Source organism: Nocardioides sp. Z30_9 (assembly GCF_058215735.1).
In genome coordinates, this window is record NZ_JBZAJF010000001.1 from 293,048 (window position 1) to 315,398 (window position 22,351).

Below are 22,351 nucleotides of genomic sequence, written 5' to 3' on the forward strand. Positions count from 1 at the left end.
GAACGCTCACTTCAGCTGGGCTGAGGTGAGGCCCAGCACGCGGCGAGCCACGATCAGCTGCTGGATCTGCTGAGTGCCCTCGAAGATGTCGAGGATCTTGGAGTCCCGGCCCCACTTCTCGAGCAGCTCCACCTCGGAGTAGCCGAAGGTGCCGGCGAGCTCCACGCAGCGCAGGGTGACGTCGGTGCCCATCCGGCCCGCCTTCGCCTTGGCCATCGAGGCCTGCATCGAGTTCGGCTTGCGGTTGTCGGCCATCCAGGCCGACTGCAGCGTGAGCAGGTACGCCGCCTCCCAGTCCGCCTCGAGCTGGAGGAAGGTGGCTGCGGCCGCGGACTGGGCGAGCGCCGGCCGGTCGTAGTCGATGGTGATGCCGGCCTCGGCCAGGATGTCGCGGGTCAGGTCGAGCGAGGCCCGGGCGCAGCCGAGCGCCATCGCGGCCACCAGCGGACGAGTGTTGTCGAAGGTCGCCATCGCGCCCGCGAACCCCTGCTTGGGGTCGACTCCGGCATCGCCGAGCAGGTCCTCGGCCGGGACCCGGCACTCGTCGAGGATGATCACCGCGGTGTCGGAGGCACGGATCCCGAGCTTGTGCTCGAGGCGCTCCACCCGCATCCCGGGGTTGCCCTTCTTGACCACGAACGACTTGATCGCCGCGCGGCCCAGGCTCTTGTCCAGGGTCGCCCAGACCACGACGCTGTCGGCGCGCTCGCCGGAGGTGACGAAGATCTTCTCGCCGTTGAGGACGTACTCGTCGCCGTCCTTGCGGGCGGTGGTCTGGATGGCCCCGGAGTCCGAGCCGGTGCTGGGTTCGGTGATCGCCATCGCGGCCCAGGTGCCGGCGAAGCGCTCGAGCTGCTCGTCGTTGGCCACCGAGGCGATCGCGGAGTTGCCCAGGCCCTGCCGCGGCATCGAGAGGAGCAGGCCGACGTCGCCCCAGCACATCTCCATGACGGAGAGCACCGAGGCCAGGTTGGCGCCGTTCTTGTTGCCCTGCTTCTCCTCGGGCCTCTCGTCACGGCGTACGCCGGCCGCGCCTGCGCCACCGGTCGCACCGGACTCGGAGATGCCGTCGATCATCGCGGCGAGCATGTCGAGTTCCTTGGGGTACTCGTGCTCGGCCTCGTCGTACTTGCGCGAGATGGGCCGCAGCATGTTCATCGCGACCTGATGGGCCTGGTCGATCAGCGGGCGGATCTTCTTGGGGGTCTCGAGGTTGATCATGAGTGTGTGCTCCTGGGTCGAAGAGTGACGGACGTGTCGGGGACGGCCGTGCTCAGACCAGGACCGCTCCTTCCATGAGTCCGATGGCGCGCAGGTCGCGGTACCAGCGCTCGACGGGGTGCTCCTTGACGAACCCGTGCCCGCCGAGGAGCTGGACGCCGTCGAGGCCGATCTGCATGCCGCGCTCGGCGCACAGGCGCCGTGCCAGCGCGATCTCGCGCTCGGCCGGCTTGCCCTGCGCCACCCGGCTGGCGGCCCGGTAGGTGACCAGCCGCATCCCCTGCAGCTCGATCGCGATGTTCGCGACCATGAACGCCACCGACTGCCGGTTGGCGATCGGCTCGCCGAAGGCCTCGCGCTCCTTGACGTAGGGCGTCACGTAGTCGAGGACCGCCTGTCCGGTGCCCACGGCGAGGGCGCACCAGGCCAGGCGGGAGAACCGGACGCAGTCCCGGTAGTCGTCGGCGTCGCCCAGCAGGGCGATCTTCTCCACGGCGACGTCCTTGAGCACGAGGCGCGAGAGGCTGGCGGCGCGCACGCCCATGGAGGGGTCGGACTCGATGGTGATCCCGTCGGTGGAGGACTCCACGACGAACAGCTGCGGCCGGCCGTCGAGCTCGGCGCCGACGATGAACAGCTCTGCCTCGGAGCCGCGGACCACGGCGGACTTCACACCGTTGAGCACGTAGCCGTCACCGCGGGCCTCGGCCGTGGCCGAGGGTGAGAGCGGGTCGAAGAGCGCGGTGGGCTCGCTGAGGGCCAGCGCGGCAGCCGGGACCTCGTCGCCGGTGAACGCGGGCAGGTAGGTGGACTGCTGCTCCTCGGTGCCCCACAGGGACAGGGCGGTGGCCACGGCGCCGGGGGCGAGGGCGGAGACCGCCAGGCCCATGTCGCCCTTGGCGAGAGCCTCGTGGACCAGGGTCCCGGCCATCGCGGAGCGCTCGGTGGCGATGCCGCCGAGGTCCTCGGGGACGCCGAGGATCGGCAGCCCGATGTCCAGGGACGCCTTGAGGATGTCCTCGGGTGCGGCGCAGGACTCGTTGGCCGCCGCCGCGGCAGGCCGCACGACCTCTGCGGCGAACTCGCCCACCACGTCGGCCAGCATCTGCTCGTCCTCGCCGGGGGTGAGGTCGAACAGGCCGGTGTTCTTCGCCGGCGGCACCCGGTTGCCCTGGGTCGCCTTGCCGGCGCGGGCGAAGGTGCGCCCGACGCTGCCCGCGGTCCGGAACCCCGCACTGGTGACGCGGTAGACACCCCGCTCGCTGGCCTTGCGCAGGCCCAGGGAGTCCAGCAGGTCGCTGGAGGCCAGCCGGTTCAGGGCGGCGACAGCCAGCCCGATCGGGTCCCGCTTCTCGCTGTCGGAGAGCCCGTGACGGCCTCCGGCGCGGAGGAGGCTCCAGGGCAGCTTCTGTGGCTCGTTGACCGTGTTCGAAGACATGACAGGTAATGTAACTGCGAGTTACACATCGTGCCACACCCGCCCGGCGTGTCGCGGGTCACGCACTAGGATTCGGGCATGCCCACATCGCAACCTGTCCCCGAGGCCGCCCCTGGTTCGGCTGTCCTCCCCACGGGAGGAACGGTGCGTCCCGTGGTCCGCTGGGGCACCGAGGTGATGCATCGTCCGGCCCGGCCGGTCACGGCGTACGACGAGGAGCTGCGCAGCCTGGTGGCCGACATGGTCGCCACGATGTACGCCGCCAACGGGGTCGGCCTGGCCGCCTGCCAGATCGGGGTCGACCTCGCAGTGTTCGTCTTCGACTGCCCCGACGACGCGGGGACGCCGCACCGAGGCGTGGTCTGCAACCCGGAGCTCCACCTGCCCGAGGGACGCGACCGTCGGCTCGACGACGGCGACGAGGGGTGCCTGTCCTACCCCGGCGCGTTCGTGGAGTGCGCGCGACCCGACTGGGCCCGGGTCACCGGGTTCGGTCTCGACGGGCAGCCGGTCGCCTACGAGGGCGACGGGCTGCTGGCGCGCTGCCTCCAGCACGAGACCGACCACACCGTCGGCACGGTGTTCGGTGACCGGCTCAACAACCGGGCACGCAAGCGGCTCCGCAAGGAGATGGAGGCCGCGATCGCGGACTACCCGCCGGACTGGCCCGTGGGCGAGTCGGGGACCCCCGAGGGGCCCGCTGACACCACGGCCGAGGACGACCACGACGCTCTCTGAGTCGCAGGGAGTTCACGCAGCGACCCGGGTGCGGGCAGCTCCACGGTGACCGTGGTGCCGACCCCCACCTCGCTCTCGATGGTGACGGTCCCGTCCTGCTGCTCCATCAGCTCACGGACGCTGGTCAGTCCCAGGCCGGTGCCGCCGTCGTCCTCGGAGAGCCGGCCGCGGACGAACTCGTCGAAGATCGTGCCGAGGTCCCCGGCGTCGATCCCCCGGCCTTGGTCCCGGATCGACACGCGCACCCGGCCGGGTCCGGCGCGGCCGAAGGTGACCTCGACGGGCGAGTCCGGCGCGGAGTACTTCAAGGCGTTCACGAGCAGGTTGCTCATCACCCGGTGCATGGCCACGCCGTTGGCGCGGGCGAGCGCCACCACGTCGTCGGACAGCCGGACCCGCGAGGAGCCCAGCACCGGCGCCAGGTCCCGGACGACGCTGCGGGTGACCTGGACGATGTCGATGTCGGCCATCAGCAACGTGGCGCTGCCGGTGCGCTGGCGAGCGAACTCGACCAGCCCCTCCACCATCCCGAGCAGCCGGTCCGCGCTCGCCTCCACCCGCTCGATCAACGTCTCCCGGGACTCCGGACCGGCGTTCCGGAGGGCGTCGACGAACCCCTTGATCGCGGTGATCGGCGTCCGGAAGTCGTGGTTGAACGTGGCGTAGAACGCGTCCTGGGCGTCCTCGAGCGTCTTGGCGTCGGTGCGGTCACGCGTCACCTTGGCGTAGCCGGTCAGCGTGCCGGACTCGTCCCGCAGGGCGGTGATGATCACGTCGCCCCAGAACCGGGAGCCGTCCTTGCGGACCCGCCACCCGGTGTGCTCGACCCGGCCCTTCTCGCGCGCCTCGGTGAGCAGTCGCTCCGGCAGGCCCGCGGCCAGGTCCTCGAGGGTGTAGAACATCTCGAAGCTGTGGCCGATCGCCTCCTGGGCGCTGTACCCCTTCACCCGCTGGGCGCCGAGGTTCCAGGTCTCGATGATCCCGTCGGGGTCGAGGGCAATGATCGCGTAGTCGACGACCTGGCCCACCAGCAGCCGCAGGCGCTCCTCGCTGGCGCGCAGCGTGGTCTCGAGCTCGTGCTGCTCGGTGAGGTCGCGGGTGACCTTGGCGTAGCCGATCAGGTCGCCCGCGTCGTCGTGGAGGGCGGTGATCACCACGTCCGCCCAGAACCGGGATCCGTCCTTGCGGACCCGCCACCCGGTGTCCTCGACCCGGCCCTCCTCACGGGCCAGCGCCAGCAGCTTGTGCGGGCGGCCCGAGTCACGGTCGTCCTCGGTGTAGAACATCTCGAAGCTGCGCCCGATGGCTTCCTGGCTCGAGTAGCCCTTCACCCGTTGAGCCCCGAGGTTCCACCGCCTGATGATGCCGTTTCGGTCCAGGCCGATGACCGCGTAGTCGACGACCTGGCTTACGAAGTCGTCGACGAAAGGTGAGCCCTGATCGGCTTCCGATCCCACGGGAGAGAAATATAGGGGACAACCCTCATTTCGGGGCCAGTTCTCTGCGAGCGGTTTCGTAACAGGCGATCGCCGAGGCCGCCCCCACGTTGAGCGAGTCGATCCCCGCGCGCATCGGGATCACCGCGCACCGCTGGGCGGTCCGCTCCCACCGCGAGGACAGCCCGTGCCCCTCCGAGCCGAGCACCAGCGCGACCCGCTCCTGGCCGGCCACCGCCTCCTCGATCGGTACGGCGCCCGGCGCCAGGGTGAGGGCGACGGTGGTGAACCCGTGCTCGGCGAGGGTGGGCAGTGCGTCGTACCAGTCGGGAAGGCGGGTCCACGGCAGCGCGAAGACCGCGCCCATCGCCACCTTGATCGACCGGCGGTAGAGCGGGTCCGCGCACCGCGGGGCGAGCAGGATCCCGTCGACGCCGAGCGCCGCGGCCGAACGGAAGATGGTGCCGAGGTTGGCGTGGTCCACCAGTTCCTCGCACACGACGACCGTGCGGGCGCCGTCGAGCACCTCCTCCACCGAGGGCAGCGGGGTCCTGGCCAGCGAGGCGAGCGCCCCGCGGTGCACGTGGAAGCCGGTGACCTCCTCGGCGAGCGACTCCGCCAGCACGTAGCAGGGGGCGTCGGTGCGGTCGAGCACGTCCGCGAGACCCTCCAGCCAGCGCGGAGCCATCACGAACGAGCGCACCGGGTGCCCCGCCTCGACGGCACGGCGCACCACCTTCTCGCCCTCGGCGATGAACAGCCCGTGCTCGGCCTCCAGCGACTGGCGCAGCTGTACGTCGCGCAGGTTGCGGTAGTCGTGCAGCCGGGGGTCCTCGGGGTCCGAGATCTCGACGTACGTCGCCACGTTCAGGCGTCCTTCGCGACGGCAGTCCCGGTCGCGTAGCGGTCGGGGAACGCCACCCGCACCACCTCGCCGACCACGATGATCGCGGGCGGTTGGACGCTCTCGGACTCCAGGGTTCCGGCCAGCGTGCCGAGGGTGCAGAGCACGGTGCGCTCGGTGGGCATCGTGCCGTCGCAGACGACCGCCACCGCGGTGTCGGCGTCGCGTCCGCCGCGGAGCAGCACCTCGGCGATCAGTGGCGCGTTCTCCACGGCCATCATCAGCACCAGGGTGCCGCGGAGACGGGCCAGCGCACCCCACTGCACCAGGGACTCGGGGTGCCCGGGCGGCAGGTGCCCGGAGACGATCGTGAGGTCGTGGGTGACCCCGCGATGCGTCACCGGGATCCCGGCCATCGCGGGCACGGCCAGCGGGCTGCTGATGCCGGGTACGACGCTGACGGGCACCCCCGCGGCGCGGCACGCCAGCACCTCCTCGTAGCCCCGCCCGAAGACGAAGTTGTCACCGCCCTTGAACCGGGCCACCCGCCTCCCGGCCAGTGCCGCGTCGACGATGATCTGGTTGATCTGGTCCTGGGTGGCCGAGCGACCGCGCGGGAGCTTGGCGACGTCGACGATCTCGGTGTCCGAGGGGAGCTCGGCGAGCAGCTCGCGCGGTGCGAGCCGGTCCGCGACGACGAGGTCGGCCTCCATCAGGGCCTTGCGACCCGCCACCGAGATCAGCTCGGGGTCCCCCGGTCCCCCACCCACCAGCACCACGCCCGCAGGGCCGTCGACGTGGTGGCGCGAGGTCACCGAGCCCTCCCGGAGCCCGGCGACGATGTCGTCGCGCACGCCGGCCGAGCGGCGCGGGTTGCGGTCGGCCGCGGAGCTGCCCATCACGGCCACGGTGATGCCGCCGTGGCTGCCGACCGCGGGGGTGAACGCCGTGGCGGCGTCCGCGTCGTCGGCCCGCACGCAGAAGATCCGCTGCTGCTCGGCGAGCTCGCTGACCCGCTCGTTGACGGCCGAGTCGTCGGTCGCGGCCATCACGTACCACGCGCCCTCGAGGTCGTCGTCGGCGAAACCTCGGCGGATCCAGAGCACCTCGCCTGATCCGACCAGCCCCTCGATGGCGGGGGTGACCTCGGGCGAGACCAGGTGCACCACGGCCCCGGCGGCGATCAGCGTCGGCACCCGGCGCTGGGCGACGTTGCCCCCGCCGACCACCAGGACCCGGCGCCCCGCGAGCCGCAGCCCGGCCGGGTAGGTGGGGAAGTCGCCGGGGGTTCGAGAATGGGTTGTCACGGGTCCATTGTGCGGACTCGCGACGTGGGGTCCGTGTGCCGGGTTCACCCCGCGGACTATGTTCAGGCCATGACTCTCGAGCGCCCAGTCCACCCAGACCCCTACGAGCTGCTCCCGCGCGTTCCGTCGTTCACGCTGACCAGTGCCGACGTCACCGAGGGCGAGCCGCTCAAGGACGACCAGGTCGCCTCGGGAGGCGACAGCTCACCGCAGCTGTCCTGGAGCGACGCACCCGAGGGCACCAAGAGCTTCACGGTCACCTGCTTCGACCCGGACGCGCCCACCCCCTCCGGCTTCTGGCACTGGGTGCTGGTCGACCTCCCCGCCGACGTCACCTCGCTGGACGCCGGTGCCGGCTCCGAGGGCGCGGACCTGCCAGGCAACGCGTTCATGTGCCGCAACGACGGTGGCACCAAGGCGTTCATGGGCGCGGCTCCCCCCGAGGGCGACCAGGTCCACCGCTACTACTTCGTGGTGCACGCGGTGAAGGAGGAGACCCTCGGTGTCGACTCAGACGCCTCCCCCGCCGTGGTGAGCTTCAACCTCGCCTTCAAGACGGCCGGGCGCGCCATCGTGAAGGGCACCTACCAGCACTGACCATCGGGCCGGTCTCCGTATGCGCCGGTTGCCCACACTTCTCAGATCGGATGACCTCCTCACGTGGACCTGCTGCTGCTGGGCGCCACGATCGGCCTCACCGCCGGCATCAGTCCGGGGCCGCTGCTGTTCCTGACGATCACCTCGGCGCTGCGCTCCGGAGCCCGGGCCGGGGTCGTGGTCGCGTGCGCGCCGCTGCTCTCGGACCTGGTGGTCGTCACGTTGACCCTGCTGGTGCTCGGTCAGCTGCCGGAGGAGGCGCTCGCGGTCATCGGGGTGCTCGGCGGGGTGTTCATGGCCTGGCTGGGCGTGGGCACCTGGCGCGAGGCGGCCACTGCCTCCCTGTCCGCCGCCGAGGCGCAGTCCCGGCCCTCGACGCTACGCGCCCTGCGTGACGGTGCCGTGGTCAACCTGCTCAGCCCGCACCCGTGGATCGCGTGGGCCACGGCCCTGGGCCCCCTGACCCTGGCGGCCTGGCGCGAAGGACCGGTGGAGGCGGTCGCCTTCGTGGCGGCGTTCTACCTGCTCCTGGTCGGGGCCAAGATCGCGGTAGCCCTGCTCGCCGGCAGGGGGCGGCGGCGTCTCGGGGACCGGGGCTACCGGTACGCGCTACGGGTGGCGGGACTCCTGCTGCTGGTCAGCGGCGCCGCCCTGGTCGTCGAGTTCGGCCGGGCGCTGCTGTAGGCCGGGTCCCATGGCAAGATCGCGCGCATGGCATCGGCGCGCGAGGACATCCTGGGGGCGCCGTACACCTCGGAGACGCTGGCGCTGCGGCCCGACGCCGAGGGCGAGGTCGTCGCGACCCTGGTGCACCGCCCCGCGGAGGTTCCGACCGGCAAGGCCGTGCTGCACGTGCACGGCTTCTGCGACTACTTCTTCCAGACCGCGGCGGCCGACTTCTGGGTCGACCGGGGCTACGACTTCTACGCGCTGGACCTGAGGAAGTACGGCCGCTCGCTGCTCCCTCACCAGACCCCCAACTACGTCGCGGACCTCGCGACGTACTACGAGGAGCTCGACCTCGCGTTCGCTCGGATCACCCGCGACCACGACCACGTGGTGCTCTCGGCGCACTCCACCGGCGGCCTCACGGTGCCGCTGTGGCTGCACGACCGGCGCCACCGGGCCGCGGGCCTGTTCCTCAACGCTCCCTGGATCGACATGCACGGCGATGCCTTCACCCGGCTGCTCGCCATGCCCGCGATCCACCGGATCGGCCGCTACCAGCCGATGCGCCTGGTGCCGCGCGAGGTCAGCGGCGGGTACACCCGCAGCCTGCACCGCGGCTTCGGCGGCGAGTGGGACTTCGACCTCGCCTGGAAGCCGGAGCACTCCTGGCCGGTGTACGCCGGCTGGATCCGGGCCGTCCGGACGGGGCAGGCGCGGATCCAGCGCGGCCTCGAGGTGGACGCGCCCGTCCTGCTGGTCAGCTCGACGAGATCCGGTACGGCGCTCTCGCCGGCCGACCTGGCGGCCACCGACGTGGTCCTCGACGTGGAGCGGATGCGCAGGCGCGCGGCCCGGCTCTCCCGCCACGTCACGATCGTGCAGGTGCCCGGCGCGCTGCACGACGTCACCCTCTCCCCGGAGCCCGCCCGCGGGGTGGTCTTCGCCGAGCTCGACCGGTTCCTGTCCGCCTACGTGGACTGAACAGACAGGTCGCCCGCGCACCGCTACCCTCACCGCCATGGATCCCATCACCGGCCTGGCACTCGGCCGCATCGCCCTGGGCACAGTCGCCCTCGTCTCCCCCTCGCTGGCCGCCAAGGCCCTGATGCTCGACGGCGCCGCGAACCGGTCCCTGCCCTACATGACCCGCATGTTCGCCTCCCGCGAGATCGCCCTCGGCGGCCTCACCCTCGCCTCGACGGGCGCAGCCCGGCGCCGGCTGGTGCAGGTGGGCGTCGCCATCGACGCCGCCGACGTGTTCACCGGGATCACCGCCGCCGCCAGCGGAGCCGTCACGAAGAAGGCCGGGGTCGCTCTCGCCCTGGTCGCCGCCGGCGCCGTCGCGAACGGTGCGCTCGCCCTCCAGGAGGAGTGAGCCAGCCGGCCTTCGTTCGATCCGCGTTACGAGCAGCTCAGAGCGGGAAGACGAACGCCACCACCGCGACGAGCCCGACCACCACGATGATGGCGCGCAGCACGTTTGCGGGGAGCCTGCGGCCGACGGTGGCGCCGATCTGGCCGCCCACGATCGAGCCGAGGGCCAGCAGGCCGGCCACGGACCAGTCCACGTCGGCGACGAAGGCGAAGATCACGGCCGCGATTCCGTTGACCAGCAGGGCAAGCACGTTCTTGGTGGCGTTGTGGCGCTGCATCGAGTCGACTACGCCGATCCCGAGGATCGCCATCAGCAGCACGCCCTGGGCGGCGCCGAAGTAGCCGCCGTAGACGCCGGCGAGCGCGACGGCCGGCCACACCCACCACAGTCCGCGGTCGGGCACCCCGCCGTGCCCCGCGGCCCGCTGGGCGACGCGCCGGGAGATGCGGGGCCCGAGGATGACCAGGACGCAGCCGAGGAGGATCAGCACCGGCACGATCGTGTCGAAGGCCGCCGACGGCAGCACCAGGAGCAGTACGGCGCCCGCGACTCCGCCCACCAGTGAGGCGCTGCCCAGCCAGAACAGCCGGGACCGCTGCCCGGCGAGCTCGGCCCGATAGCCGATCGCACCCGAGAGCGAGCCCGGCGCGAGGCCGACGGTGTTGGACACGTTGGCCGTCACCGGGGGGATCCCGAACGCCAGCAGGGTCGGGAACGTGATCAGCGTTCCCGACCCCACCACGGTGTTGATCGTTCCGGCCGCCACCCCTGCGAGCAGGATGGCGACCACCTCCACGGGGCTCACCTGGCGGTGGGCGCCTCTCCTGTGGGATCACCCGGGTCCGTCAGGGACGGCGTCGGCGGCTCCACGGGATTGGTGTCCTGCGGCACCGACGGTGCGGCGGGTGCCCCGCCCGATGTCGGCGTGCCGCTCGCGGAACGGGCAGCCCCCTCCGCGGCAGCGATCGCCTTCTGCACCTCGGCGTGCGCGCTGGAGAGCGAGGCGTCGGAGTCGGTTTCCGGCTCGATGACCGGCACCTCCACGCGCTTGCGCGGGCCGTCGACCTTCTGCGGGATCCCGGCCGCCTGGTGCACGGCGGAGCCCAGGCCCTCGAGCGCCTTGGTGATCTCCGAGGGCACCACCCAGACCTTGTTGGCCGAGCCCTCCGCGATCTTGGGCATCATCTGGAGGTACTGGTAGGCCAGCAGCGCCTGGTCGGGCTGTCCGTCGTGGATGGCCTGGAAGACCGTCTGGATGGCCTGCCCCTCACCCTGGGCCTTGAGGATCGCGGCCTCCCGGTTGGCCTGGGCGCGCAGGATCAGCGCCTCGCGGTCGCCCTCGGCGTTGAGGATGGCGGCCTGCTTGTTGCCCTCCGCGGTGAGGATGGAGGACTGTCGCTGCCCCTCGGCGGTGAGGATGACGGCACGCTTGTCGCGGTCCGCGCGCATCTGCTTCTCCATCGAGTCCTTGATGGAGGGCGGCGGGTCGATCCCCTTGATCTCCACCCGGCCGACACGGATGCCCCAGCGGCCGGTGGCCTCGTCGAGCACCCCGGAGAGTCCGCGGTTGATCTCCTCGCGGGAGGTCAGGGTCTGCTCCAGCGTCATGCCGCCGACGATGTTGCGCAGGGTGGTCATCGTGAGCTGCTCGACGGCCGAGATGTAGTTGGCGATCTCGTAGGTCGCCGAGACCGGGTCGGTGACCTGGAAGTAGATGACGGTGTCGATGGAGACCACCAGGTTGTCCTCGGTGATCACCGGCTGGGGCGGGAACGAGACGACCTGCTCGCGCATGTCGATCACGTAGCGCACCCGGTCCACGAAGGGGGTGACCACGTTGAGGCCTGGCGAGAGCGTGTTCTTGTACTTGCCGAACCGCTCCACGATCCCGGCCCGCGCCTGCGGGACGATCCGGATCGTCTTCGCCAGCACCAGGACCACGAAGACCAGGAACAGTGCGAACAAGATGAGGATTGCCGAACCCATTGCGGGACCCCCTACTTTCTTCCGTGTGCTCGGGTCGTCATGACCCGAGGCTCTGGACACGCAGCACGTAGGCCGTCGCGCCCTTGATCTGTACCACGTCGACGAGCTCGCCGGGCTCGATCCGGTCGTCCTCGTCGTAGGGCAGCGCGGTCCACTCCTCGCCCTCGATCTTCACCCGCCCCGGGGTGGTGTGGGTCAGCTCGCGCAGCACGGTCGCCCGCTTGCCGATCAGCGCCTCGGCGCCGGTCTTCAGGTCGGGCCCGCTGTGCAGGCGGCGTACGACGCCCGGGCGGATGACGCCCAGGAGCCCCACCGCCGAGATCATCGCGAACACGATCTGCAGCGGGATCGGCCCGCCGAGCAGCGCGGTGACGGATCCGACGAGGGCTCCACCGGCCAGCATCACCAGGAACAGGTCGAGGCTGACCAGCTCGAGCACACCGAGCAGAACCGCAAGCGCCAGCCAGCTCTCCCACATGTGGTCCCGAAGCCAGTCCATGCGTGGACCCTACCCAACCGCCCGCAACGCTCAGACCACCCGGCGCGCCGTGTAGCGATCGTCCTCCTCGCGCAGCCTGAGCCGCATCCCGAAGGTATCGCTCAGCACCTGCTCGGTCATCACCTCGGGCAGCGGCCCCGCGGCCACGACCCGGCCCTCGCGCAGCATCAGCGCGTGCGTGAAGCCCGGGGGGATCTCCTCGACGTGGTGGGAGACCAGGATGGTCGCCGGGGCGTCCTCGTCCAGGGCCAGCCGGGAGAGGGTCGCGACGAGGTCCTCACGGCCGCCGAGGTCGAGCCCGGCCGCGGGCTCGTCGAGGATGAGCAGCTCGGGGTCGGTCATCAGCGCCCGCGCGATCTGCACCCGCTTGCGCTCGCCCTCGCTCAGGGTCCCGAAGGTGCGGTCGAGCAGCGGCGCGGCGCCCACCTCGACCAGCAGCTCACGGGCCCGGTCGTGGTCGAGCTCGTCGTAGTGCTCGCGCCAGCGACCGACCACCCCGTAGGAGGCCGAGACCACCACGTCTCGGACGATCTCGTGCCGCGGGATGCGCTCGGCGACCGCGGCGCTGGTCCAGCCGATGCGGGGGCGCAGCTCGAAGACGTCGACCGTTCCGACGACCTCGCCCAGGATGCCGGCGACCCCGGACGTCGGGTGGATCTGGGCCGAGCAGATCTGCATCAGGGTGGTCTTGCCGGCACCGTTCGGTCCCAGGATCACCCAGCGTTCGTCCTCCTCGACCGCCCAGTCGACGTTGTCGAGCAGGGTGGCCTGCCCGCGCCTGACGGTGACGGATGCGAGCTCGAGTACGGCGTTCACGGCCGCCAACCTAGCGCGACAGGTGCTGAGGGTCATCGGGCCGGGTGCGCCTAGGCTGCCCAGATGAGTGCTCTGCCGATGTCGGCCGTGCTGTGCACCTGGCTCGATGCCGTGCAGGAAGGCCGTGCGGGTCCCGACGACCTGGCCGACGCCGTGCGCGGCGACGCCCCGCGGCACCTCGTCACCGGACTGCCCGAGCGTGGGGACCTGGACCTGCACGAGCTGCCGGCGGCCCTGTCCGGGCGCGTCTCGCTCGCCCTGCCCGCTTCCGGGGACCCGCTGGGGCTGGGCGGCCCGGCTGCGTTCAACCTCGCGGCGCTGGACGCCGGCGAGGCCGTGGTCGCGGGCTCGGTGGGGCTGGTCCCGGTGGAGGACGCCCGAGTGGTGGTCTGGCACGCCCATCCCGCGAACCCGGCGCCGTGGGTCGACGAGCGGGAGACCGCCTCCGAGCTCCGGATCACCCTCGCGGAAGCCACGCAGCGGCTGGTGGACCTCGACGTGGCGTCGTGGCAGCCCGACATCCCGGACCTGCTGCTCAACCTGCGCCACCGGGCCCCGCTGCCGCTGCCTCCGGGGTACGACGCCCGGCGGCTCGAGACGACGGAGCGGGCGGTGCTCTGCCTCGACATCGTCGCCCTGGCCCGCCGGGACCCGGGAGGGGCCGTGTCGGCGTACGAGATGGACCGGAGGCGGGCCGCGCTCGACGACCTCGACCGAGCAGCGAGGCGCGCCCTGGTGGGCGCCTGCTCCTCGCGGACCGGCTGAGCCGGCGGGACCGCGCCCGGTTAACCTCGTCCCGTGCCGGAGGACAAGACCCGCGACCTGCCGCGGACGCTGCTGATCACCCTGACCGGCAAGGACCGTCCGGGCGTGACGTCCCTGGTCTTCGACACCCTGGCCGGGTTCGGGGTCGAGGTGATCGACATCGAGCAGATCGTGCTGCGCGGCCGGCTGATCCTGGGCGTGCTGGTGAGCGCGCCCCGGGACTGGAAGTCCCTGCGCAGCGCGATGGAGCAGGTCGCGGCCGACCTGGGGATGACCCTCGACGTCGACCGGGGCACCGGTGACAACCGGCCCCGCCCGCGGGGACGCAGCCACGTCACCGTGCTCGGCACCCCCCTGAAGTCCCAGGCGATGGCCGCCATCGCGGGCCGGATCGCCGACACCGGGGCCAACATCGACCGGATCGAGCGGATGGCGCGCTACCCGATCACGGCCATCGACCTGCACGTCTCCGGCGTCGACCCCGAGCGGCTGCGCGACATCCTGGCCCGCGAGGCCGCGGTCCAGCGCGTCGACATCGCCGTCCAGGCCGCGAACCTGCTCCGTCGCGGCATGCGGCTGATCGTGATGGACGTCGACTCCACCCTGATCCAGGGAGAGGTCATCGAGATGCTGGCGGCGTACGCCGGCTGCGAGGCCGAGGTGGCCGGCATCACCGAGCGGGCGATGCGCGGTGAGCTCGACTTCGCGCAGAGCCTGCGCGAGCGCGTCGACCTGCTCGCCGGCCTCGACGCCGACGTCCTCGACAAGGTCTACGACGCGCTGGTGCTCTCCCCCGGCGCCCGGACCACCGTGCGGGTGCTCAAGCGGCTCGGCTACCGGTTCGCCATCGTCAGCGGCGGGTTCAGCCAGCTCACCGACCGGCTCGCGGCCGACCTCGGGATCGACTTCGCCATGGCGAACGAGCTCGAGATCGTCGACGGCAAGCTCACCGGACACGTCGTCGGCGACATCGTCGACCGCGCCGGCAAGGCCTCCGCGCTGAGGCGGTTCGCGGCCGAGTGCGGCGTACCAGTCAGTGCCACCATCGCGATCGGGGACGGCGCCAACGACCTCGACATGCTGAACGCGGCCGGGCTCGGGATCGCCTTCAACGCCAAGCCCGTCGTGCAGGAGGCCGCGCACGCAGCGGTGAACGTCCCCTACATGGATGCCGTGCTCTACCTGCTCGGGATCAGCCGCGAGGAGATCGTGGCCGCGGACGCCGAGGCCGGGATCACCACCCCCGAACCGCTGATCTGAGCCCTGGGCTCAGCCGCCACCGGGGTGGAACGCCACCAGGTGGCCGGTGGCCAGCTCGAGGTCGGCCCAGGGCACGGAGATCTCCAGCACCGCGAGCGAGGCGGGCGAGAAGCCGTCGCTGAGCGCGCGGAACGCCTCGGCGTCGGGGGTCCCGTCGTCGAGCAGGTGGCCGAGCGAGGCCACGGTGGGGTTGTGCCCGACGTAGAGCACCACCTCTGCGTCCGCGGGCGCACCGCGGAGCACCTCCAGCGCGCCCTCGGTGTCGGCCGAGTAGACGGCGTCCTCGACGCTGGCCCGGGCCTGCGTCCCGGAGCCGGTCACCACGGCGTTCCAGGTCTGCTGGGTGCGGGTGGCCGAGGACACGAACGCGTGGGTGGGCACCAGGTCGTGGCGGGCCAGCCAGCGACCTGCGGCGAGGGCCTCGGCCCACCCCCGGTCGGTGAGCCGACGCCCGTGGTCGTCCTCGGCGAAACTCTCCGCCTTGCCGTGTCGCATCACCAGGAGCAACCTGCGTGGCACCGCAGCAGAATCGGGAGAAGACGGGCTCACCGAGGCCACTCTAGGACCCCTTAGGCTTCCTGTCATGCCACGGGATCCCGAGAACGGCGAAGGCGACCTGCTCGTCATCGGAGGGGCCGAGGACAAGCTCGGCAAGCGCACGGTGCTCAGGGAGTTCGTGGAGCGGGCGGGCGGTGCGAAGGCCCGGATCGCGGTGATCCCGACGGCCTCCTCGCTGGGACCCGAGATCATCGAGGTGTACGCCGCGCTGTTCGAGCGGCTCGGTGCCGCCGAGGTGTACGCCGTGCGCCCGGAGAGCCGGGCCCAGGCCGGCGACCCGGCGCTGGTGGCCGAGCTGGACCGCGCGACCGGCATCTTCATGACCGGGGGCAACCAGCTCAAGCTCTCCACGGTGATCTCCGGCACCCCGTTCGGGCAGGCGATCGTCGACGCACGGCACCGCGGGGTCACCGTGGCCGGCACCTCCGCCGGCGCCAGCATCCAGTCCTCGCACATGGTGGCCTTCGGGCCCGGGGGCTCGACCCCCAAGCAGCGGATGACCCAGGTCGCGGCCGGTCTCGGGCTGGTGCCGAACTGCGTGATCGACCAGCACTTCGCCCAGCGCAACCGCTACGGCCGGCTGCTGATGATCGTCTCGCAGAGCCCGCAGCTGCTCGGGATGGGCGTCGACGAGGACACCGCCGCGATCATCAGCACCACCGAGGAAACCCAGGTGCTCAGGGTCGTGGGCCGCGGGTCGGTGACCCTGATGGACGGCACCCACATGGTCACCAACGCCCACGAGGCGCACGAGCACCGGCCGATCCTGGCCTCCGGGGTGGCGCTGCACGTGCTGCCCGCGGGCGCCGTGTTCGACCTGCAGGCCAGGGTGCTGCTGTCCTCCCGGCCACCCGCGGACCCCGACGAGGCCGACGAGCTCGCCGGCGCCAACAGCGACCTGCGCAAGATGGCCCGTGACATCGCGGCCGGTGACATCGGGCCCCAGGTCCTGCGCCGCCGCATCGCCCGACGAAGCAGAGGAGCCACCCAGTGACCGACACGAACGACCGAGCGGGCGTCCGGGGCTCCGGAGGCCGGCCGACCGCCGACCTCGCGATCCTCGAGACCCGCGTCTACCGCGGCGCCAACGTCTGGTCCTACGACAAGGCGATCCACCTCGTGGTCGACCTCGGCGTGCTCGAGGACTACCCGACGAACACGATCCCCGGGTTCACCGCCCACCTCCTCGAGGCGCTCCCCGGCCTGCGCGAGCACTCCTGCTCACGCGGGCGGCGCGGTGGCTTCGTGGAGCGGCTCAACGAGGGCACCTGGCTCGGTCACGTCGCCGAGCACGCCGCCCTGGCGCTCCAGCAGATCGTGGGCCACGACATCCGCCGCGGGAAGACCCGGCAGGTCAAGGGCAAGCGCGGGCACTACAACATCATCTTCGGCTACGTCGACGAGCAGGTCGGCCTCGAGGCGGGCCGGCTCGCCGTACGCCTGGTCAACCACCTCGTCGAGGCCGACCCCGACCTCGACTTCGCCGACGAGCTGGACGCGTTCATCCTGCGCGCGCAGCGTACGGCGTTCGGCCCGTCCACGCAGGCCATCCTGGACGAGGCCGTCTCCCGCGACATCCCGTGGCTGCGGCTGAACAAGCACTCGCTGGTGCAGCTCGGCCAGGGGGTGCACGCCAAGCGCATCCGCGCGACGATGACCTCCGAGACCAGCTCGATCGCGGTCGACATCGCCTCGGACAAGGACCTCACCACCCGCCTGCTCAGTGCGGCCGGGCTGCCGGTGCCCAAGCAGGAATCGGTGCGTACGGCGGACCGGGCGGTCGCGATGGCCCGGCGGATCGGCTTCCCGGTCGTGGTCAAACCGATCGACGGCAACCACGGCCGCGGGGTGTGCCTGAACCTCGACGACGACGACGCCGTCCGGGAGGCCTTCGACATCGCGAAGGCCCAGTCCCGCGGCGGCACCGTGGTCGTGGAGTCGTTCATCACCGGCAAGGACTACCGGTGCCTGATCATCGACGGCAAGGTCGCCGCGATCGCCGAGCGCGTCCCCGCGCACGTCATCGGTGACGGCGACCGCACCGTGCAGCAGCTCGTCGACGACACCAACGCCGACCCGAGGCGCGGCGTCGGCCACGAGAAGATCCTCACCCGGATCCGGATCGACCCCGTGGCCGAGGAGGTGCTCGCCAGCCAGGGGCACACCCTGTCCTCGGTGCCCGAGCTGGGCGAGATGGTGAAGCTGGCCCTCACCGGGAACATGTCCACCGGCGGCATCTCGATCGACCGCACCCTGGAGGCGCACCCGGAGAACGCCGAGATCGCCGAGGAGGCGGCCCGGATGATCGGGCTCGACATCGCCGGCATCGACTTCATCTGCCCCGACATCACCCAGCCCGTGCGCGAGACCGGTGGGGCGATCTGCGAGGTCAACGCCGCGCCCGGCTTCCGGATGCACACCCACCCGACGATCGGCGAGCCGCAGTTCATCGCCAAGCCCGTCGTGGACATGCTGTTCCCGCCCGGTGCGCCCAGCCGGATCCCGATCGTGGCCGTCACCGGCACCAACGGCAAGACCACGACCAGCCGGATGATCAGCCACATCTTCAAGGGCATGGGCCGCAAGGTCGGGATGACCTCGACCGACGGCGTCGTCATCGACGAGCGCCTGGTGATCCGCGCGGACGCGTCCGGGCCACGCAGCGCCCGGATGGTGCTGCAGAACCCGCGCGTGGACTTCGCGGTCTTCGAGGTGGCCCGCGGCGGCATCCTGCGCGAGGGCCTGGGCTACGAGCGCAACGACGTCGCCGTGGTGCTCAACGTGCAGCCCGACCACCTCGGCCTGCGCGGCATCGACACCGTCGAGCAGCTCGCCGACGTGAAGGCAGTCCTCGTGGAGGCCGTGCCGCGCGACGGGCACGCCGTGCTCAACGCCGACGACCCGCTGGTGCGGGAGATGCGGCGCCGCTGCTCGGGCCAGGTGGTGTGGTTCTCCATGGCCGCGCCCGGGTCGGAGGAGCGCGACCTGATCGATGCCCACTGCCGTCGCGGTGGCAAGGCGCTGGTGCTGCACGCCACCGAGCGCGGCGAGATGATCGTCGTACGCCACGGAGGGCGCGACATGCAGCTCGCGTTCACACACCTGCTGCCCTCCACGTTCTCGGGGCGTGCCCGGATGAACGTGCAGAACGCGCTCGCGGCCGCCGCTGCGGCCTTCGCGGCCGGCGCTCCCCTGCACGACATCCGCCAAGGGCTGCGGACCTTCTCGACCAGCTACTACCTCTCCCCCGGTCGTCTCAACGAGATCGAGGTCAACGGCGTCAACGTGATCATCGACTACTGCCACAACGCGCCGGGCATGAAGATGCTGGGCGACTTCGTGGACCGGCTCGGTGACAGCCTCGACTCGGGAAGCGAGCTGGGCAAGCCCTCGCGGATCGGCGTGATCGCCACCGCGGGTGACCGGCGCGACGAGGACATGCGGGAGCTCGGCCAGATCGCCGCCCACCACTTCGACGTGGTCGTCGTGCGTGAGGACGAGGCGCTGCGGGGACGCGCTCGCGGCGAGACCGCGGCGCTGGTGGCCGAGGGCGTGCGCACCGCCATGGACGAGGGGGTCCGGTGCAAGCAGCTGGAGGTGATCGTCGACGAGATCGAGGCAGTCCGGCACGCGATGAGTCGCGCCAACCGCGGTGACCTGCTGATCGTGTGCGTGGACAAGCACGGCGAGGTGATGGCCGAGCTGGAGAACTGGTCCCCGCACGCCCAGGCCGGCGCCACCTCAGGCGGTGACGCCAGCCGGGTCGCTGATCCTGACTACACGCCGCCGCCGGAGGCCTGAGCAGCGTCCCGGCCTAGGGCTCTACCGGGGCCTGTGCGTTCGTCGCGGAGACCTTCCGGGTGGTACGCCGGCGCGCAGGAGCCTTCTTCACCGGCTCCTCGTCGCGGTCTCGCGACGCGGGCTCAGCAGTCTTCTGAGCGGGCTTCTCGGCGGGCTTCTCGGCAGGCTCCTCGGGCGCCTTCGCGGCAGTCTTCCGGGTGGTCCGGATGGTCCTCTTCCGGACGGCCCTCTCAGGTGCCTGCTCGGCAACTGGGTCAGGTGCCTGCTCAGCAACTGGCTCAGGTGCCTGCTCGGCAGCCTTCTCAGGTGCCGGTTCAAGCGCCCGCTCGGGTGACTGCTCGGGCGCGGGTGCCTTGACCGGGGTCGGCTCGTCCGCCTGGGGAGCCGGCTCGTCCTTCGCCTTGCGGGGTGACCTCGCCGCGGCCTTCTTCGGGGCGCTGCCGCTGCCGCCGCGGCGCTTGAGCCGCACCCACAGCTGCGCGCGGCCCGAGTCGCTCTCGACCGACCTGGTCTCCAGGAAGGGCTGGTCCTTGACGAGGTCGCTGAGCTTGGCGAAGCCGTAGGTGCGCGGGTCGAAGGACGGGTCGGTGCGGTTCAGGTGGCTGCCCAGCGACCCGAGCGCTGCCCAGTCGTCCTCCCCGGCCATCTTGTTCAGCGCCTTGGTCAGCATGCTCTGCAGGTTGCCGCCCTTGGCCTCGCGCACCGGCTCGGGGGCGGTCGTCTCGTCCTCGGTCAACGTGGAGACTGCCGTCGGGGCGTCGGCCTCGTTGTTGTCGGCGCGCAGCACCTCGAGGAAGGTGAACTTGTCGCACGCGTCACGGAAGGCGCGCGGCGTCTTCTTGGCGCCGACGCCGTAGACCTTCATCCCCGACTCCCGCAGCCGGGTGGCCAGCCGGGTGAAGTCGCTGTCGCTGGAGACGATCACGAACCCGTCCAGGTGTCCGGCGTAGAGCAGGTCCATCGCATCGATGATCAGCGCGGAGTCGGTCGAGTTCTTGCCGACGGTGTAGGCGAACTGCTGCATCGGGGCGATGGCGTAGGCGTGCAGCTGGTCCTTCCAGCCGTTGAGCTGGCTGGTCGTCCAGTCGCCGTACGCCCGCTTCACGGTCAGCGTGCCGTAGCTGGCCAGCTCCTCGAAGATGTCCTTCGCGACCTTCGCCGAGATGTTGTCGGCGTCGATGAGTACTGCGAGCCGACTGTTGTCGTCGCTCATGGTTAGTCCCTCTCCCTGGTGGGGGTGTGGCGGGGTCTCGGTCGAACAGGCGGCCGCGTGGGGGCCGGACCAGGAGATGACCCCGTCCATGGGCCAGCATGCCTGATCGCGGTCGCGGCGGGGACTCAGCCCCGCTCGGCGGCCCGCAGCACCTTGTCCCGCAGCTGCTCGGAAGAGTCGGGGGTGGCGCCGTTCCCGGCGAGCCAGTCGTAGACCTCCTGGCGTTCGGCGTGGCACATCAGTCCCACCACGTCGCCGGGCTCCGCCTGCGCCACGAGAGCCTCCAGGGAGGCCAGCTCGGTCGGGTAGGACTCGATCTCCGTGACGCCGACCCGGGCCGCCCCGGCGCGGAGCAGCGCGTCGAGCTCCCCGACGGTGCGGTCGCGCAGGTACTTCTCCTTGTGCCCGATGGCCACCACGTCCGCGTCCCGGGCGGCGATCTCCCCGAGCATCTCGAGCAGGACGTCCTGGCGGTCGCCCACGGCGCCCAGCCCCAGCAGCAGGCGCCGCCCGGGGGCGCGTACGCCGCGCATGATCTCGATCATCGCCTCCAGCCCGGCCTCGTTGTGGGCCAGGTCCATCACCACGGTGACCTCCCCTGCCGGGGTGGGCAGGGTGAAGAAGTTCATCCGGCCCGGGTTGTGCTCGGCGTCGGGGAGGAAGGAGCGCAGCCCGGCCGCGACGTGGCCGGCGGGGATGCCGGCCGCGAGCGACGCCGAGGCCGCGGCGAGCGCGTTCTCGACGTTGAACCGGGAGAGGCCGCTCAGGGTCATCGGCACGTCCACGACCTCCACGAGGGGGTCGGCGCGGTTGCCCTCGAGCACGGTGATCCAGCCGTCGATGACGGTGGTGGCCCGTCCTCCCTGGGCCAGGACCTCGCGCAGGGCCGGCGAGTCGGGGTCGCGGGTGAACACCCAGGGGCGGGCAGGGGTCACGCTGCGCATGGCCAGGACGCGGGGGTCGTCGGCGTTGAGGACCGCCCACCCGGACCTCTTGGTGATCCGGGGGACCACGCTCTTCACCTCGGCCAGCTGGTCCACGGTGTCGATGCCCTGGAGCCCGAGGTGGTCCGCGGTGACGTTCGTGACCACGGAGACGTCGTTGCTGGCCACCCCGATCCCCTTGAGCAGCACGCCGCCGCGCGCGGTCTCGGTCACCGCGAAGTCCACGCCCGGAAACGCCAGCACCCGGCCGGCGCCCGAGGGCCCGGAGTAGTCGCCGGCCTCCACGAGCCGGCCGTCGAGGTAGATCCCGTCGGTGTTGGACCACCCGACGTGGTGACCGGCCTGCCTGGCGACGTGGGCGATCATCCGCGAGGTGGTGGTCTTCCCGTTGGTGCCGGTCACCGCGACCACCGGGACGCGCGGCCGGATCGTCGTGGGCGCGGGTCCGCGGTCCACCGAGGAGACGTGCTCGGCGGCACGCTCGACCAGCACGCCCACCTCGGCGGTGCCGAGGTCGTCGAGGACCGAGGCGACCGCCTCCCCCAGCGCCTGGGCGCGGTTGCGGTCACGCCAGGGGTAGGCAACCACGATCAGCTCCGGCTGCGCCGTCGGACGGACGCGTACGCCGAGCCGGGTCGTGCCCGCCTCGGCCGCGATCCGGCGTACCAGCTTGACCAGCAACCGGGTCAGGGACCGCTGGCGGAACCCGCTCAGCGGTACCCCGGGCCGGATCGAGGCGATGCCGAGCCGCTGGGCCAGCCTGCGGACCTCCTCCTCGGGCGCCTTCGCCAGGGACGTGACGTCCAGGGTGAGCTTGACGGCGGCACGGGGGAAGTAGAGGTTGGGCCCTTCGAGGACCCTCAGCTCGACCAGCGACGACACGG

At 71.6% G+C, this 22,351-nt stretch carries 21 protein-coding genes; 9 read left to right on the forward strand and 12 right to left on the reverse strand.

Features of this window, described 5'->3' with window-relative positions; translation table 11 throughout:
• Positions 1 to 6: 6 nt before the first annotated feature.
• Together AC4BGB_RS01470 and AC4BGB_RS01475 are read right to left on the reverse strand one after the other, a co-directional pair.
• Positions 7 to 1,221, reverse strand: coding sequence for an acyl-CoA dehydrogenase family protein (locus AC4BGB_RS01470; RefSeq protein WP_490544190.1), 1,215 nt, complete (start codon positions 1,219 to 1,221; stop codon positions 7 to 9).
• A gap of 52 nt (positions 1,222 to 1,273) precedes the next feature.
• Positions 1,274 to 2,659 (reverse strand): acyl-CoA dehydrogenase family protein, encoded by a 1,386-nt coding sequence (locus AC4BGB_RS01475; RefSeq protein WP_490544191.1) that lies wholly within the window; start codon positions 2,657 to 2,659, stop codon positions 1,274 to 1,276.
• A 78-nt stretch (positions 2,660 to 2,737) separates the two neighbouring features.
• Between AC4BGB_RS01475 and def the strand changes: the two genes are divergently transcribed.
• The gene (gene def / locus AC4BGB_RS01480; protein ID WP_490544192.1) at positions 2,738 to 3,397 is read left to right on the forward strand and encodes a peptide deformylase; all 660 of its coding nucleotides are present in this window, start codon (positions 2,738 to 2,740) and stop codon (positions 3,395 to 3,397) included.
• Here the strand turns inward: def and AC4BGB_RS01485 are convergent.
• From AC4BGB_RS01485 to cobA, 3 genes are read right to left on the reverse strand one after another with little or no spacing between them, the layout of a single operon-like run.
• A complete protein-coding gene (locus AC4BGB_RS01485) occupies positions 3,310 to 4,854 on the reverse strand; it encodes a sensor histidine kinase (protein ID WP_490544193.1) in 1,545 nt (514 codons plus the stop codon). The two genes, def and AC4BGB_RS01485, sit on opposite strands and share 88 nt — an antisense overlap.
• A 25-nt stretch (positions 4,855 to 4,879) precedes the next feature.
• Positions 4,880 to 5,698 carry a TrmH family RNA methyltransferase gene (locus tag AC4BGB_RS01490; RefSeq protein WP_490544194.1) on the reverse strand — a complete coding sequence of 273 codons (819 nt, stop codon included), beginning with the start codon at positions 5,696 to 5,698 and terminating at the stop codon, positions 4,880 to 4,882.
• A gap of 2 nt (positions 5,699 to 5,700) precedes the next feature.
• Positions 5,701 to 6,984, reverse strand: coding sequence for a uroporphyrinogen-III C-methyltransferase (cobA, locus tag AC4BGB_RS01495; RefSeq protein WP_490544195.1), 1,284 nt, complete (start codon positions 6,982 to 6,984; stop codon positions 5,701 to 5,703).
• Positions 6,985 to 7,053: 69 nt separating this feature from the next.
• Between cobA and AC4BGB_RS01500 the strand changes: the two genes are divergently transcribed.
• The 4 genes from AC4BGB_RS01500 (at position 7,054) to AC4BGB_RS01515 (ending at position 9,625) form a co-directional block, all read left to right on the forward strand.
• Entirely contained in the window at positions 7,054 to 7,581 is a 528-nt protein-coding gene (locus tag AC4BGB_RS01500; RefSeq protein ID WP_490544196.1) for a YbhB/YbcL family Raf kinase inhibitor-like protein, read from the forward strand.
• Positions 7,582 to 7,644: 63 nt separating this feature from the next.
• The gene (locus AC4BGB_RS01505) at positions 7,645 to 8,265 is read left to right on the forward strand and encodes a LysE family translocator (RefSeq protein WP_490544197.1); all 621 of its coding nucleotides are present in this window, start codon (positions 7,645 to 7,647) and stop codon (positions 8,263 to 8,265) included.
• 27 nt (positions 8,266 to 8,292) lie between these two features.
• Entirely contained in the window at positions 8,293 to 9,231 is a 939-nt protein-coding gene (locus AC4BGB_RS01510) for an alpha/beta hydrolase (RefSeq protein ID WP_490544198.1), read from the forward strand.
• Between the two features lie 37 nt (positions 9,232 to 9,268).
• Positions 9,269 to 9,625, forward strand: coding sequence for a hypothetical protein (locus AC4BGB_RS01515; protein WP_490544199.1), 357 nt, complete (start codon positions 9,269 to 9,271; stop codon positions 9,623 to 9,625).
• Positions 9,626 to 9,662: 37 nt separating this feature from the next.
• Here AC4BGB_RS01515 and AC4BGB_RS01520 read toward each other — a convergent pair whose 3' ends face one another.
• The 4 genes from AC4BGB_RS01520 to AC4BGB_RS01535 are packed head-to-tail and all read right to left on the reverse strand — an operon-like array spanning position 9,663 to position 12,926.
• On the reverse strand, positions 9,663 to 10,430 hold the full coding sequence (locus AC4BGB_RS01520) for a sulfite exporter TauE/SafE family protein (protein ID WP_490544200.1): 768 nt from the start codon (positions 10,428 to 10,430) through the stop codon (positions 9,663 to 9,665).
• Complete coding sequence (locus AC4BGB_RS01525) at positions 10,427 to 11,611, reverse strand: SPFH domain-containing protein (protein ID WP_490544201.1); 1,185 nt, start codon at positions 11,609 to 11,611, stop codon at positions 10,427 to 10,429. The genes AC4BGB_RS01520 and AC4BGB_RS01525 overlap by 4 nt, the downstream gene beginning before the upstream one ends.
• 37 nt (positions 11,612 to 11,648) lie before the next feature.
• Positions 11,649 to 12,110, reverse strand: coding sequence for an NfeD family protein (locus AC4BGB_RS01530; RefSeq protein WP_490544202.1), 462 nt, complete (start codon positions 12,108 to 12,110; stop codon positions 11,649 to 11,651).
• Between the two features lie 30 nt (positions 12,111 to 12,140).
• The gene (locus AC4BGB_RS01535; RefSeq protein WP_490544203.1) at positions 12,141 to 12,926 is read right to left on the reverse strand and encodes an ABC transporter ATP-binding protein; all 786 of its coding nucleotides are present in this window, start codon (positions 12,924 to 12,926) and stop codon (positions 12,141 to 12,143) included.
• A 63-nt stretch (positions 12,927 to 12,989) separates the two neighbouring features.
• Between AC4BGB_RS01535 and AC4BGB_RS01540 the strand changes: the two genes are divergently transcribed.
• Together AC4BGB_RS01540 and serB are read left to right on the forward strand one after the other, a co-directional pair.
• Positions 12,990 to 13,691: an Rv1486c family protein gene (locus AC4BGB_RS01540; RefSeq protein ID WP_490544204.1), complete on the forward strand. Its 702-nt coding sequence runs from the start codon at positions 12,990 to 12,992 to the stop codon at positions 13,689 to 13,691.
• A gap of 33 nt (positions 13,692 to 13,724) precedes the next feature.
• Positions 13,725 to 14,951, forward strand: coding sequence for a phosphoserine phosphatase SerB (gene serB, locus AC4BGB_RS01545; protein WP_490544205.1), 1,227 nt, complete (start codon positions 13,725 to 13,727; stop codon positions 14,949 to 14,951).
• 9 nt (positions 14,952 to 14,960) lie between these two features.
• On the opposite strand, the gene AC4BGB_RS01550 is transcribed toward serB, so the two are convergent.
• Complete coding sequence (locus tag AC4BGB_RS01550) at positions 14,961 to 15,500, reverse strand: SixA phosphatase family protein (protein WP_490544206.1); 540 nt, start codon at positions 15,498 to 15,500, stop codon at positions 14,961 to 14,963.
• 34 nt (positions 15,501 to 15,534) lie between these two features.
• On the opposite strand from AC4BGB_RS01550, the gene AC4BGB_RS01555 reads away from it, so the two are divergent.
• Positions 15,535 to 16,503, forward strand: coding sequence for a cyanophycinase (locus AC4BGB_RS01555; protein ID WP_490544207.1), 969 nt, complete (start codon positions 15,535 to 15,537; stop codon positions 16,501 to 16,503).
• A complete protein-coding gene (cphA, locus tag AC4BGB_RS01560) occupies positions 16,500 to 19,310 on the forward strand; it encodes a cyanophycin synthetase (RefSeq protein ID WP_490544208.1) in 2,811 nt (936 codons plus the stop codon). Before AC4BGB_RS01555 ends, cphA begins: the two co-directional genes overlap by 4 nt.
• Before the next feature lie 13 nt (positions 19,311 to 19,323).
• Here the strand turns inward: cphA and AC4BGB_RS01565 are convergent, their stop codons facing one another.
• Together AC4BGB_RS01565 and AC4BGB_RS01570 are read right to left on the reverse strand one after the other, a co-directional pair.
• Positions 19,324 to 20,523, reverse strand: a complete 1,200-nt coding sequence (locus tag AC4BGB_RS01565) for an NYN domain-containing protein (protein ID WP_490544209.1) — start codon at positions 20,521 to 20,523, stop codon at positions 19,324 to 19,326.
• Positions 20,524 to 20,648: 125 nt separating this feature from the next.
• The gene (locus AC4BGB_RS01570) at positions 20,649 to 22,349 is read right to left on the reverse strand and encodes a Mur ligase family protein (protein ID WP_490544210.1); all 1,701 of its coding nucleotides are present in this window, start codon (positions 22,347 to 22,349) and stop codon (positions 20,649 to 20,651) included.
• Between the last annotated feature and the right edge of the window lie 2 nt (positions 22,350 to 22,351).

Coding starts and splice junctions, on each gene's coding strand:
- AC4BGB_RS01470 (WP_490544190.1), bottom strand. CDS start 1,221: ATGATCAACCTCGAGACCCCCAAGAAGATCCGCCCGCTGATCGACCAG.
- AC4BGB_RS01475 (WP_490544191.1), bottom strand. CDS start 2,659: ATGTCTTCGAACACGGTCAACGAGCCACAGAAGCTGCCCTGGAGCCTC.
- def (WP_490544192.1), top strand. CDS start 2,738: ATGCCCACATCGCAACCTGTCCCCGAGGCCGCCCCTGGTTCGGCTGTC.
- AC4BGB_RS01500 (WP_490544196.1), top strand. CDS start 7,054: ATGACTCTCGAGCGCCCAGTCCACCCAGACCCCTACGAGCTGCTCCCG.
- AC4BGB_RS01510 (WP_490544198.1), top strand. CDS start 8,293: ATGGCATCGGCGCGCGAGGACATCCTGGGGGCGCCGTACACCTCGGAG.
- AC4BGB_RS01515 (WP_490544199.1), top strand. CDS start 9,269: ATGGATCCCATCACCGGCCTGGCACTCGGCCGCATCGCCCTGGGCACA.
- AC4BGB_RS01525 (WP_490544201.1), bottom strand. CDS start 11,611: ATGGGTTCGGCAATCCTCATCTTGTTCGCACTGTTCCTGGTCTTCGTG.
- AC4BGB_RS01530 (WP_490544202.1), bottom strand. CDS start 12,110: ATGGACTGGCTTCGGGACCACATGTGGGAGAGCTGGCTGGCGCTTGCG.
- AC4BGB_RS01540 (WP_490544204.1), top strand. CDS start 12,990: ATGAGTGCTCTGCCGATGTCGGCCGTGCTGTGCACCTGGCTCGATGCC.
- AC4BGB_RS01555 (WP_490544207.1), top strand. CDS start 15,535: ATGCCACGGGATCCCGAGAACGGCGAAGGCGACCTGCTCGTCATCGGA.
- AC4BGB_RS01565 (WP_490544209.1), bottom strand. CDS start 20,523: ATGAGCGACGACAACAGTCGGCTCGCAGTACTCATCGACGCCGACAAC.